This is a genomic window from Acinetobacter sp. AHP123 (genome assembly GCF_023757925.1).
Classification (GTDB): domain Bacteria; phylum Pseudomonadota; class Gammaproteobacteria; order Pseudomonadales; family Moraxellaceae; genus Acinetobacter; species Acinetobacter oleivorans.
This window is the reverse complement of sequence record NZ_CP092454.1, coordinates 1,819,801-1,832,764: the sequence shown is the minus strand read 5'-3', so window position 1 is coordinate 1,832,764 and position 12,964 is coordinate 1,819,801. Positions and strand designations below refer to the sequence as shown.

Below are 12,964 nucleotides of genomic sequence, written 5' to 3'. Positions count from 1 at the left end.
CATGCCAACACTACAAGGTAAAACAGATTAAATAATTTGGCACGATGTCAGCTCACGGACAAGTGTACAAATTCACTTCACTTGTCCGAATGCTCAAATTTGAAACCTAGCATTCGCTAGGTTTTTTTATGCCTGCTCGGACAAAAACAAGAGAAAAATTATGGGCATACAAAAAATATTAAATGAGGAAGCACTTTACGGTGTTCCCGTTAAAATTTTCACTCAAGATATAGATAGTGAAAGTATCGAACAACTCAAGAAAATGGCTCAACTGCAATTTATCTATTCACATATTGCTGTTATGCCAGATGTTCACGTAGGAAAAGGTGCGACTGTAGGCAGTGTTATTCCAACTAAACATGCCATTATTCCAGCTGCTGTAGGTGTAGATATTGGCTGTGGAATGAATGCAATTCGCTTAAGTCTAAAGGCCTCGCAATTGCCTGATAACTTAAGTCGTTTACGCGATGCAATCGAACGTAAAGTACCAGTCGGATTTGCTTTGCATAAACAAGTTAAAGCAAAAGCTTCAAGCATTATTCCGCTTGAAAAACGCTTAGAGCCTATTATCAAAAAGCATCCTGGACTTGTTCGAATGCTTCGACAATTTGATGCAACATGGCAAAAGCAACTTGGTACTTTAGGTGGTGGCAATCACTTTATCGAATTATGTATTGATGAAAATCAAGACGTATGGGTGATGCTACATTCAGGTAGCAGAGGGCTGGGTAACGTTATTGGTACTTATTTTATTGAATTAGCCAAGAAAGAAGCTCAGCATCGTTTTGGTCACGTACCTGATAAAGACTTAAGCTATTTTGCCGAAGGCTCAAACAGCTTTGATGATTATGTAGAAGCTGTAGAGTGGGCTCAAGAATATGCTTTTGAAAATCGCAAGGAAATGATGCGTTTAATTTTAGAAGCGATTCGCCCTCTTCTACCCTCTTTTCAAATGACCAAAGAAGCTATTAATTGTCATCATAATTATGTAAGCCGTGAAACACATTTCGGTGAAAGTTTACTAATTACCCGAAAAGGTGCAATTCGAGTAGGCTTAGATGAATTAGGCATTATTCCAGGCTCAATGGGAGCACGCTCTTATATCGTCAGAGGTAAAGCAAACCCTGAGTCATTTTGTTCTTGTTCTCATGGAGCAGGTCGCAAGATGAGTCGAAGCAAGGCAAAAACTCTTTTTAACCAGCAAGATCTTATTGAACAAACCCAAGGTATTGAATGCCGCAAAGACAGTGGTGTTGTTGATGAAATCCCAAGTGCTTATAAAGATATTGATGAAGTCATGGCAAATCAGGCTGACCTCATTGAAATTGTTCACACACTTAAACAAGTTTTATGTATTAAAGGTTAAAATATGAAAATTAAAGAAATGTCAAAAATCAAAGTCCGTAATCAAGTGGCGCTTTCCCCTTTACTTCATAAAGGTGGAATGCATGAAACGGAGAAACCTCGTGCTCAACATCGTAGAGATAGACAAGATGCTAAACAGCAATTGAGAAAAGGTGATTGGTAAATAATTTAGACCAAGATCGAAAGTAATTATTATTAAGGAGACATAGAAATGACTAAATATTTTAAAAATCGCAATAAAAAAAGCGACTCTAACGAGTCGCTTTTTTACTGTTCAAGAACTCAAATTATTGAGCTGCTGCAGGAGCTGCCGCTTCTTGACCAGGTTGAACAACTACAGTACGGCTACCAGTGATTGTCGCGAATACACGACGATTCATAGCACGACCTTCTTTAGTTTTGTTGTCAGCAATCGGTTGATCCCAAGCGAAACCTTGAGTAGACAAACGAGATGCATCAACGTTGTATTCGTTTACAAGAGCTGATTTAACAGAGTTAGCACGAGCTAAAGATAAACGTTCGTTTAACTTACGTGGACCAGTGTTATCTGTGTGACCTTCGATACGTGCAGTAGCGTTAGGGTATTCAGTTAACTTCTCAGCAACTTTAGCGATTTCTGGCTTGTATTGGTCTTTGATGTTTGATTTGTTAGTATCAAAGAACACACGAAGTTCCATGTTAAGGTCTTCAGTTAACTCTTGTGGTTGTGGAGCAACTGGAGTTGGTTCAACTGGAGCAACTTCTACTACAGGAGCAGCAGGCTTCAAGTGACCACCAAGAACTACGTTTAAACCAGCAAGAGCTGTATAGTTCCAGAACTCTTCATCAGCATTATAAGTAGCACGAGCTTCTGTACGAAGAGATAATGCATCGTTTAAGCGCCAGAAAGCACCTACACCAGCGTTACCTAAAGTACCTTCTTCTGAATTACCACGTGTACCACGGTTTACGCCATCAAAGTCGTATTTGTAGTGACCAGCACCTAACAATACATACGGCTTAATTTTGCTGTCGTAGTTTTTAGTGATTAAATCAGAAGTAACATAGAAGTTACCGTTGATTTGTTTTTGTTTGTATTCAGCACCAGCAGCAGCGCCGTCTACATCACCTTTAACTTGGTTATATTCAGCTTCGAAACCTAACCATGGTGTTAACTCGATACCAAGAGCTGCACCAACGAATAAATCGTCTTGTAACTCAGGACCGTTAGTTAAGTTACCATCTTTACCGCCATTATTGTGTTGGCTGTCTTGGAAAGTGTAACCAAGCAATAATGGAGTAACTGTTACGCCAGCATTAGCAGCAGCTAATGGAGCAGCAACAAGCATAGTAGCAAGTGCAATACGACTCAATTTCATGGATATCCTCCAGAGATAACAATTGTTGTTCAAGCTCAGCCTAAATTTATTGGCCCCTGAGATATTTTCACCCCAGTATTATTTTTAAGCTATTCACATTTGAATCATACAAACACTTGATAGACTTTCCAAGTGCTTGATAATTTTAATCAAGTAAATTATTGACAAAATTACTTACAATTTCCGTTGTAATTCGGTAATTTTTTACTCAACTAGCAAATATGAACAACTTCTTTCTTTCGCTTAGGGTGATTTTACCAGTATTCTAGCGTCCTGATAACCTTTATTTAATTTTGTGTTTCCTCATTATAAAAAGTCATATAAATCATTGATAGAACGCATAAAATCAAAATATTTCTTTATATATTAAGGAATTTTAATGTTTAAATCTCCCGGTTTCACATTGATGGAACTCATTATAACGCTCGCAATTCTTATGATTATGTTCACCCTAGCCCTTCCTTTATACCACCAGTTTATGGCTTCAATGGAATTAAAAAACACGCCCCAACTACTCACAATTCATATACAAAAAGCCAAATACGACGCAATTCTACGACATAAGAGTGTCGTACTTTGCCCAAGTGTTGATTTGTCTATATGTAATAGTAATTGGGATACAAGGCTTATAAGCTTTGTAGACACAAATCATAATCTACAAAGAGAAAGCGACGAAGAAATATTAATCAACATTGAACTTAATCATCGTTATGGCTCTTTGAAATTTCAAAAATTTGGCAAAAAATTAAATAGTATCGTATTTCAGGGAGATACCGGACTTCCACGTGAGTCTAATGGCAGTTTTACTTATTGTTCTTATAACCAGCTTAAAAACTTTAAATTAGTCCTCAGCAAAATGGGGCATGTACGCTTAGAAGAACTTCAAAATTGTTAGAACTCTACAGTCTAATACAGAATCCAAGCCATCCCCCATTTTGCAATATACTGCTTAAGTTTTAATGTTTTCTTAATTTGAGATAAAGAATAATCGGAGATTACAACAATGACTGATATCGTAATTGTTAATGGTGCTCGTACTGCCATGGGTGGTTTTCAAGGATCACTATCAGGACTTACAGCGCCTGAACTAGGTGCTGTAACGATTAAAGAAGCAATCGCACGAGCAGGTTTACAACCTACTGATGTCGAAGAAGTCATTATGGGTTGTGTTCTTCCTGCTGGCTTAAAACAAGGTCCTGCTCGTCAAGCAATGCGCAAAGCTGGCTTACCTGATTCTACAGGTGCTGTGACGATTAATAAGCTTTGTGGCTCTGGCATGAAAGCCGTGATGCAAGCAACCGACATGATTAAAGCAGGCAGTGCTGAAATTGTTGTTGCCGGCGGCATGGAGTCTATGACAAATGCACCTTATGTTTTACCAAAAGCACGTGCCGGCTATCGTATGGGCCATGGTGAAATTAAGGATCATATGTTTCTTGATGGACTTGAAGATGCTGAAACTGGCCGTTTAATGGGTTCTTTTGCTCAAGATATGGCAAATACTCGTGGCTATACACGCGAGCAAATGGATGACTTTGCGATTCGCTCTTTAAAACGTGCTCAAACAGCAATTACCGAAGGTTATTTCAAAGATGAAATCGTTTCGGTTACCGTGCCTAGTCGCAAAGGCGATGTCGTTGTTGATCAAGATGAACAACCTTTAAATGCAAAGATCGACAAAATTCCTTCACTTAAACCAGCTTTTGCAAAAGACGGTACAATTACCGCAGCAAACGCAAGCTCTATTTCAGATGGTGCATCTGCATTAGTATTAACTTCAAGTGAGGTTGCTACTCAACGTGGTTTACAGCCACTGGCAAAAATTATTGCAACAGCTTCAAACTCTCAACATCCTTCAGAATTTACAATTGCTCCTGTTGGTGCTATTGAAAAAGTTCTTAAAAAAGCGGATTGGAATGCTCAAGATGTTGACCTGTGGGAAATTAACGAAGCTTTTGCCATGGTTACCATGTGCCCAATTGATGATTTCAAACTTGATGCTGAAAAAGTCAATATTAATGGTGGTGCTTGTGCCCTAGGTCATCCAGTAGGTTCTACAGGTTCTCGTATTATTCTTACGCTGATTCATGCACTAAAACGTACTGGCGGTAAAAAAGGTGTTGCAGCTCTTTGTATTGGCGGTGGTGAAGCAACAGCCGTTGCGATTGAACTTATTTAATTAAAATTAGCTATTTTAAAATCCCACTTCGGTGGGATTTTTTTATGAAAAAACTACAAAAAATGACCCACAAAATCACTTTTAAGTTTTAACTTATTCTTTTAAACGAAAACAACAATGGACAATAACAATGCAACTCAATCACTACCTCAATTTCCAAGGTCAGGCAGAGCAAGCCTTTAATTTTTATAAATCAGTTTTTGGTGGCGAGTTCGCCATGTTGAGTCGCTATGGTGATATGCCACCGTCAGAAGGTGTGACATTATCTGAAGCGAACAAAAATCTGGTTCTTCACGTTTCTCTACCTATCAATGAATACACTGTACTCATGGCATCAGATACAAATGATCAGTTCTGTGCGCCTAACAGTGTTTTTACCCAAGGCAATAATCACTACATCGCAATTAATCTTGAAAAGGATGAGCAAGAAAAAGCTAAACAACTTTTTGATGCTTTATCTGTAAATGGTCAAATTGAAATGCCTCTAGAAAAAACGTTCTGGGGTGCATTATACGGAGCGTTTACCGATCAATTTGGTATAAAGTGGATGGTTAACTGCCAACTTGATACATAATTTTCAATATAAAAAAATCCCGCAAATTGCGGGATTTTTTATTTCAGGATTTATTGAGCACCTGTTTGATAACTCGCTTCTGGCACACCAGTTGAAGCTTGATACGGATTGGTAAAGTCTTGCAAACCTGCCGCAGCTTCTTGTACGTCTTTGCCTTCTTTTACGACAAAACTATCAAAACCAGAACGCTTTAAGTAGTTTAAAACATCCTTAAACACATCACCTGTTGCACGTAACTCACCTTGGAAACCTTGGCGGCGTAATAGTGCTGCAAATGAGTAGCCTCGCCCATCACCAAAACCCGCAAACTCAATGAAAATTGCATCTAGTTCATTTAATGGGAAAGTATGATTTTCAGGCGAATCATTTACCGTCACATACAAAGCTTTTTTGCCTTGAATGTTAGCTAATTGGTCAAGTTGAGCCGTTGTTACGACAACGTCACCTTGAGGAATCACACCATCTTCAGCAATGATTTGATAAGTATTATCTGCAATCGTGCCATCTTTATAAAGCACTGGTAGAGCTGTATTAAGCATATGCACGCTCCTTAAATGGTTGAATTCCTACACGGCGATATGTATCAACAAAACGCTCACCTTCTGTACGCAAATCAAGGTAAGTATTTAATACTTCCTCAATGACATCTGGCACAGCATCTGCTGCAAATGATGGCCCTAAGATGTCACCGATTGATGCATCATGGTCAGAATTACCACCTAATGTAATTTGGTAGAATTCAGCGCCTTTCTTATCTACACCTAAAATACCGATGTTACCTACGTGGTGATGACCACAAGCATTCATACAACCAGAAATATTTAGATCTAAATGACCAAGATCATAAACTTTATCTAAGTCATCAAAACGACGTGTAATTGCTTCAGCAATTGGAATTGATTTCGCATTTGCAAGTGAACAGAAATCACCGCCCGGGCAACTAATAATATCGGTAATAAAACCAATATGTGCACGTGCCATATTTTGCTGTTCAAGCGCTTGCCATACATCGAACAAATCTTTTTGAGGCACATCTGCCAAAGCAATGTTTTGTTCGTGAGTCGTGCGAAGTTCACCGAAAGTATATTTATCAGCAAGATCTGCAATAAAGTTCATTTCTTCAGTGGTCATATCGCCCGGTGCGATACCTGCACGTTTTAGAGAAATCGTAACAATACGATAGCCCTTCACTTTATGCGCATGCGTGTTGATGTTGAACCACTGTTTGAATTTTGGATGCTCAGCAAATAAAGCGGTAAAGTCTTCATCTGCCAAATCTTGATAATCAAAAGGAGTGAATTCTTCATCCAGTTTTTTCAAGATTTCTGGCTGAATTTTCAATGCTTCACGTGTATGTTCAAATTCAGCTTCAACTTTCTGAGCAAATACTTCAGGAGTTAATGCTTTAACTAGAATTTTAATACGTGCTTTGTATTTATTATCACGACGGCCATGCAAGTTATAAACACGTAGAACCGCTTCTAAATAAGCAATTAAATCTTCACGCGGTAAAAACTCACGAATAACGCTACCAATGATTGGAGTACGGCCTAAACCACCACCAGCCATAATTTTATAGCCGATTTCGCCGACTTCATTACGCACGATGTAAACACCAATATCGTGAAATGCAGTTGCCGCACGATCTTTTTCTTCAAGTGCAGAAACAGCAATTTTGAACTTACGTGGTAAGAATGCAAATTCAGGGTGGAACGTACTCCACTGACGAATCAACTCACATGTTGGACGTGGGTCTGCAATTTCACCAGCAACCACACCTGCGTATTGGTCAGTTGTTGTGTTACGAATACAGTTACCACTGGTTTGAATGGCATGCATTTGTACAGTTGCAAGTTCTGCCAAAATATCTGGCACATCTTCAAGTGCAGGCCAGTTCAACTGGATGTTTTGACGGGTAGATACGTGAGCATAACCACGGTCATAAGCAGTTGAAACTTCAGCAACTTTACGTAATTGCTTAGAATTCATTAAGCCATACGGCACAGCAATACGCAGCATAGGCGCATAGCGTTGCACATATAAACCATTTTGCAAACGTAACGGACGATATTCATCTTCAGAAAGTTTGCCAGCTAAATAGCGTTCAGTCTGATCACGGAACTGAGCAACTCGTTCATTAACCAGCTGCTGGTCGAAATCGGTATATAAATACATGGCGTATGGCTAGTAGATTCATTATTAAGGCGGATAGCATAGCGAGCTTTCATTCATCAATAAAATGCTTTTTTTGCATATTTAATAACGGTTTTATTGATAAGCTTTAATATAAATCGACATAAAAAAGCCCGGATAAATCCAGGCCCTTTCTATAAAAGCTTTTTATTTGTTATCTGGTAAGGCATAGGCCACTAAATAGTCGCCCATTTTTGTACCAAATGAACCATGACCACCAGCCATGATCACAACATATTGCTTACCATTGATTTCATAAGTCATTGGTGTTGCTTGTCCACCCGCTGGTAAACGCGCTTCCCAAAGTTTCTTACCATTAGTAACGTTAAACGCACGTAAGTAATTATCTTGAGTTGCACCAACAAACATGACATTACCGGCAGTAGAAATTGAACCACCTAAACCAGGTACACCAATTTTCACAGCTGGTAACTGGAACAAGTTCGGTAAGCTGTCACGAATTGTACCAATACGTTTTTTCCATACCACTTCATGAGTTTTCAAATCAACGCCAGCTACATATCCCCAAGCTGGTTGTTTACAAGGTAAACCAAGCGGAGATAAGAATGCGCTAATTTCAACACCATAAGGTACGCCGTACATCGGTTGTACACCCTGCTCAGTTCCCGCACCTTTTGCAGTTTGTGCACGGTTTGGATCAGCAGGAATTAAACGACTTACGAACGGCAAACCAATCGGGTTCATTACAGCAACCTGACGGTCAGGGTTAACTGACATACCGCCCCATTCAAATACACCTAAGTTACCAGGGAAAACTAAAGTACCGTTTTCAGATGGTGGAGTATAAATACCATCGTAATTTAGACGTTTGAAAGATACACGACACATGAGCTGATCAAGCATAGTGGCACCCCACATATCTTTATCAGTCAATTTATCTTGTGGAGCCAAGTTCAAGTCAGAGAATGGCTGAGTTTTTGAATAATGCTCGCCTTTAGTTTGTGGTCCACGTTTAACTGTTTGTGGAACTGGTTTTTCAGTTACAGGAACAATTGGTTGACCATTACGACGATCAAGAACAAAGGCATTACCTGTTTTCGTCAATACATAGATTGCAGGAACAGTTTGGCCAGCTTTGTTTTTGATATCAGCTAAAGATGGTTGTGATGGTACGTCCATATCCCATAAGTCATGATGGGTTGTCTGGAAGTTCCACACTAATTTACCAGTTGAAGCATTAATCGCTAACATCGAGTTCGCATAACGCTCTTTCAACTCGGTACGGTCGCCACCCCAGATATCTGGAGTACCTACACCTGTTGGAACATAAACGATATCAAGTTTGGCATCGTATGCTAAAGGAGCCCACGCATTTGGTGAGTTATGAACGAAATTCGTACCTTCGCCCGGCATTGCATTTGGATCTGCTGCGCCAGTATCAAATACCCAAAGGAGTTTACCAGTGTTAACGTCGTATCCACGAATTACACCAGACGGCTCTTTATTTGAGTAGTTATCGGTTACCGAACCGGCAATAACAACTGTTGAACCAGTCACGATACCAGGAGATGTTGGGTTGTAACCACCTGGGTAAGCATATGGCATAAACTCTTGCAAGTTCACTTCACCATTTTTACCAAAGTCAGTACATGCTTTACCAGTGTCAGCATTCACCGCAACTAAACGGCCGTCATTCACAGGAACAAAGACTTTACGCGGACATTGTGTAGAGTCGGATTTCTTGCTTTGAAGACTCGTTGCAAACTCAGTTGTGTTATTTGCATCGTAGTACATCACACCACGGCAAGTTAAATGTTGGAACGATTTATCCGTTTTAAGCTTCGGATCAAAACGCCATTTTTCTTTACCTGTCGCAGGATCAATTGAAATTAATTGCTGGTGAGCTGTACAGATAAACATGTTATTACCGATTTTAATCGGTGTAACCTGATTAGTCGTTTCGCCAGAATCATTACCCGTTTTAAGATCGCCAGTACGTAAAGTCCAAGCAACTTTCAAATCTTTTACGTTTTGATCATTAATCTGTTTTAACGGAGAATAACGTACGCCTGCCTGAGTACGACCATACGCTGGCCAATCACCCTCTGCTACACCTGGAACTGCTTGAGCAGTTTCTGGTTGAGGTGTCTTGATTTCACCATTAATTTCTTGCGGATCGTTGAAAATCGAATAGACCATCAACAAAATTGCAATTGCTAGAGTTGAAGATAAGGCAACTTTACTTGATCCAAGGTTGCTGATTCCACGAGTTACGGCTGGAACCAATAACCATAAACCAAGAATACCTAAAATATCTAAACGAGGTGCAAGCGCCCAGAAGTCTGTTCCAACTTCCCAGACACCCCAAATAATGGTACCTAGCATTAAAGCAGCGTACACCCACAATGCTGTAGATGCGCGCTTATAGAGTTGCCATGCAACAATCAGGAGTAATACACCAGTAATAATATAGTAAATTGAACCGCCTAATGTAGCGAGCCAAATACCTCCAATTAACAGGAATAACGCTAATAACCCAATAATAATTACGGTAAAAGTCGTTAAACCTGATCTTGAAGTAGGTTGAGTCATAAACCACCTCTTATCAATCATCATTTTTATCGGAAAGATAGGCCAAGCTTTTCATCAAAAATCGGCCTATCGATACATCTAAAACAAAACTCAGGCATAAAGAAAAAACGGAAGGTCAGGATTATTCAATCAATGATTTAGCCCTCGACAATCCGTTTTCAGAGTAATTACGCTTAGAATGCAGTTGAGAATTTAATACCGCCTACCCAAGTGTTATCACCATTTTTTAATGCACCAACATGACGGACATATTGCACATTTGGACGGATAGTTAGCCAGTTTGTCGCATGAATACCGTAGTAAAGCTCGGTATTGTATTCAGTGTCGTATTGTTTATTTTGGACATCGTTCCAATCATCGTTGATATGGATACGCGCAACACCTAATGCCAATTCATCTTGAGGGCGTTGATTGAGCAAACCTTTATAGACTAAGCCTACATTTTGCATGTTATCAATTTTGTTGGTATCAGAGTCGTGGAACGTCAGGTTCACAAATCCAGTCAAACCACGGTCTGTTTGATCAGCAGGCTGGAATAATTTTTGTTTTGCAGTTACCCATACACCTTGCTTATGAGATGTTTGAGCCTTATTTGTAATTTCTTCGGCATCAGCAGTGCTGTAGTAATACCCTAAACGGTATTCACCAGCCATACTTTGAGCGCCTAATTTAGGTGACCAAACCACTTCGGCAGGAATAATTGCCCCATGTGAACCATCAGTACTTAGGTTAAAACCTTTTCCTCGGTCCAGATTTTCTGGGTTATATTCATATACACCCACTTGGGTATATAAATCGGGTTGCAAGTTATATTTAACGCGCATTGCCCATTGGCTGACAGGCCAGTTATACCACTGTTCACCAACCCAGTTACCCACTTGCGAACCACAAAGCGCCAAGTTCTGGAAATCACAGTCAAAACTATTAAAGTCCTCACCTTCACCAAAACGACCCACTTTAACGTCTAACTTCTGGTCAAGAAATTTTTTCTTGATCCACAAATCGGTTAAACGCCAAGTTTGCTCACGCCCCCACACTTCTTGTACCGAGCTTAAGTGCCCAGCTAAAGCTGGTGAATGTTCAGAAAGCGATTGCCCATCACGATAAGTTAATGTGATTTGAGCTTCAGTATCTTGCCACCCTAAAATTTTGTTTAAATCAAAATGAGTTCCTAAAGCAAGTTGCCCCGTATAAGCACTACCATGCGTTGATGTATTTTTTGAATCTAAAATACCGGCGTATTCGCCGGTATATCCGAAAGAAAAATCATAACCTTGTGCTTGTAACGCGGTGCGTTGACCGTTCCAATCACCCAACATCCACGGACTATTTGGGTCGAATGCAGCAGCAGCTTGTGCGTGCTGTATGAAAAGAGTAATTGATAAAACGGATAAACAGGAAGCCATCAAGGATTTATGTGTTTTCATGTTTACATACCTTTTATGTCTTTGTTTATAAAGGGTACGCTAATTTTATGTAAAGAAATTATTCAAAATGTTAATCAATTGATTAATCTAATAATAATCTTAATACACAGTGTCTAAGAAATGGCCTCACCTCTTTACCATTGTCCTTCACCAAGTTTTTGACCTATAAAGGAATATCTCATTTTTGATCTTGAAAACTTAATTGGACAAGCCAACTGTGGTTCTGTATCTGCCGTATTATTCTGCAAAGGAACATCCACAATCCATCCACGTTGTTGTGCTAAGGGCGAGTTTAATGACTCAGTGAGACTTAAAACAGGTTCTACACATACATCAAGGTTTGCAAAAATTTCATGCCACTCTTTAAATGTTTTGCTTTTAATTTTTTCTTGAATGGCTTGTTTAACTTCTTTCCGATCTTCGGCATCTAATGAAGCGCCCTTTTGTAATAATAGGGGCAGATCAAGCGCTATGGATAAACCTGACATAAATTGTGGTTCAAGACTACCAATTGAAAGATAACGACCATCTTGGGTCATATAATAGTCATAGAAAATCCCACCATTGAGCATGCCATGCTCTGGAGCCTGCTCGACTTGTGCAGCGAGTGTGGCTGATGCAGCCATACTATTTAAGCTAGCAACACAATCAGTCATGGAAATATCAATATATTGCCCCATACCACTACGCCCGCGTTCAACCACCGCCGCTAAAATAGCAATAACTGCATGAAGTGAACCACCTGCAATATCTGCAACTTGAATACCGAGTGGTGGCGGACCACTGTCTTGTCGGCCGCTATAACCAGCAATACCGGCTAAAGCTAAATAGTTAATGTCATGCCCAGCTCTATCTTTATAGCTTCCTGTTTGTCCATAACCTGTAATTGAGCAATAAATTAAGCGCGGATTAATTTCGGCAAGTGTTGAGTAGTCTAATCCTAGACGGCGCATGACATCAGGTCGAAACTGCTCTATGACAATATCAAAATCGGAAATTTTGGCTTTAATTAATTCGATACTTGCAGGATCTTTTAAATCGAGAACAATCGACTGTTTATTTCGGTTTAAATAACTATGTGCCGTTGCTTGACCATTTGCATAGGGTGGCATGATCCGAATTAAATCTGGACGCGATGGAGATTCGATATGGATGACTTCTGCTCCCATATCGGCTAAATACATTGTGGCAAAAGGTCCGGGTAAGAGTGTCGAGAAATCGAGAACTTTAAGTCCATTTAATGCTGTCGTCATCGTTTTTTTAACCACTATTATTCATATTTTCTTTTATATTAGTTAAGCAAATATTCTAAAAC

The 12,964-nt window shown here is 39.6% G+C and carries 11 protein-coding genes; 5 read left to right on the top strand and 6 right to left on the bottom strand.

Annotation, left to right across the window (positions count from 1 at the left end; all coding sequences use genetic code 11):
* Positions 1-160: 160 nt before the first annotated feature.
* Positions 161-1,366, top strand: coding sequence for an RtcB family protein (locus tag MJX77_RS08860; RefSeq protein ID WP_199943755.1), 1,206 nt, complete (start codon positions 161-163; stop codon positions 1,364-1,366).
* A 3-nt stretch (positions 1,367-1,369) separates the two neighbouring features.
* The gene (locus tag MJX77_RS08855) at positions 1,370-1,528 is read left to right on the top strand and encodes a hypothetical protein (protein WP_013196889.1); all 159 of its coding nucleotides are present in this window, start codon (positions 1,370-1,372) and stop codon (positions 1,526-1,528) included.
* A 124-nt stretch (positions 1,529-1,652) separates the two neighbouring features.
* Here the strand turns inward: MJX77_RS08855 and omp38 are convergent, their stop codons facing one another.
* A complete protein-coding gene (omp38, locus tag MJX77_RS08850) occupies positions 1,653-2,723 on the bottom strand; it encodes an outer membrane protein Omp38 (RefSeq protein WP_031949255.1) in 1,071 nt (356 codons plus the stop codon).
* Between the two features lie 379 nt (positions 2,724-3,102).
* On the opposite strand from omp38, the gene MJX77_RS08845 reads away from it, so the two are divergent.
* From MJX77_RS08845 to MJX77_RS08835, 3 genes are all read left to right on the top strand, one after another.
* Positions 3,103-3,618: a GspH/FimT family pseudopilin gene (locus MJX77_RS08845; protein ID WP_252061226.1), complete on the top strand. Its 516-nt coding sequence runs from the start codon at positions 3,103-3,105 to the stop codon at positions 3,616-3,618.
* A 108-nt stretch (positions 3,619-3,726) separates the two neighbouring features.
* Positions 3,727-4,902 (top strand): thiolase family protein, encoded by a 1,176-nt coding sequence (locus tag MJX77_RS08840; RefSeq protein ID WP_252061225.1) that lies wholly within the window; start codon positions 3,727-3,729, stop codon positions 4,900-4,902.
* A 130-nt stretch (positions 4,903-5,032) separates the two neighbouring features.
* Positions 5,033-5,476, top strand: coding sequence for a VOC family protein (locus tag MJX77_RS08835; protein WP_009389331.1), 444 nt, complete (start codon positions 5,033-5,035; stop codon positions 5,474-5,476).
* Between the two features lie 50 nt (positions 5,477-5,526).
* Here MJX77_RS08835 and MJX77_RS08830 read toward each other — a convergent pair whose 3' ends face one another.
* The 5 genes from MJX77_RS08830 to MJX77_RS08810 form a co-directional block, all read right to left on the bottom strand.
* Positions 5,527-6,015, bottom strand: a complete 489-nt coding sequence (locus tag MJX77_RS08830; protein ID WP_107881250.1) for a DUF934 domain-containing protein — start codon at positions 6,013-6,015, stop codon at positions 5,527-5,529.
* Positions 6,008-7,651: a nitrite/sulfite reductase gene (locus MJX77_RS08825; RefSeq protein WP_004705730.1), complete on the bottom strand. Its 1,644-nt coding sequence runs from the start codon at positions 7,649-7,651 to the stop codon at positions 6,008-6,010. The genes MJX77_RS08830 and MJX77_RS08825 overlap by 8 nt, the downstream gene beginning before the upstream one ends.
* A gap of 165 nt (positions 7,652-7,816) precedes the next feature.
* Entirely contained in the window at positions 7,817-10,222 is a 2,406-nt protein-coding gene (locus tag MJX77_RS08820) for a glucose/quinate/shikimate family membrane-bound PQQ-dependent dehydrogenase (protein WP_252061224.1), read from the bottom strand.
* A 173-nt stretch (positions 10,223-10,395) separates the two neighbouring features.
* On the bottom strand, positions 10,396-11,628 hold the full coding sequence (locus MJX77_RS08815; protein WP_252061319.1) for a carbohydrate porin: 1,233 nt from the start codon (positions 11,626-11,628) through the stop codon (positions 10,396-10,398).
* Positions 11,629-11,783: 155 nt separating this feature from the next.
* Positions 11,784-12,902: a CaiB/BaiF CoA transferase family protein gene (locus MJX77_RS08810; RefSeq protein ID WP_252061223.1), complete on the bottom strand. Its 1,119-nt coding sequence runs from the start codon at positions 12,900-12,902 to the stop codon at positions 11,784-11,786.
* Positions 12,903-12,964 lie beyond the last annotated feature (62 nt).

Bases quoted from the DNA above. Each gene is read 5' to 3' on its own strand.
- MJX77_RS08820 (WP_252061224.1), bottom strand. From the start codon at position 10,222: ATGACTCAACCTACTTCAAGATCAGGTTTAACGACTTTTACCGTAATT.
- MJX77_RS08855 (WP_013196889.1), top strand. From the start codon at position 1,370: ATGAAAATTAAAGAAATGTCAAAAATCAAAGTCCGTAATCAAGTGGCG.
- MJX77_RS08830 (WP_107881250.1), bottom strand. From the start codon at position 6,015: ATGCTTAATACAGCTCTACCAGTGCTTTATAAAGATGGCACGATTGCA.
- MJX77_RS08840 (WP_252061225.1), top strand. From the start codon at position 3,727: ATGACTGATATCGTAATTGTTAATGGTGCTCGTACTGCCATGGGTGGT.
- MJX77_RS08835 (WP_009389331.1), top strand. From the start codon at position 5,033: ATGCAACTCAATCACTACCTCAATTTCCAAGGTCAGGCAGAGCAAGCC.
- omp38 (WP_031949255.1), bottom strand. From the start codon at position 2,723: ATGAAATTGAGTCGTATTGCACTTGCTACTATGCTTGTTGCTGCTCCA.
- MJX77_RS08815 (WP_252061319.1), bottom strand. From the start codon at position 11,628: ATGGCTTCCTGTTTATCCGTTTTATCAATTACTCTTTTCATACAGCAC.
- MJX77_RS08810 (WP_252061223.1), bottom strand. From the start codon at position 12,902: ATGACGACAGCATTAAATGGACTTAAAGTTCTCGATTTCTCGACACTC.
- MJX77_RS08825 (WP_004705730.1), bottom strand. From the start codon at position 7,651: ATGTATTTATATACCGATTTCGACCAGCAGCTGGTTAATGAACGAGTT.
- MJX77_RS08845 (WP_252061226.1), top strand. From the start codon at position 3,103: ATGTTTAAATCTCCCGGTTTCACATTGATGGAACTCATTATAACGCTC.
- MJX77_RS08860 (WP_199943755.1), top strand. From the start codon at position 161: ATGGGCATACAAAAAATATTAAATGAGGAAGCACTTTACGGTGTTCCC.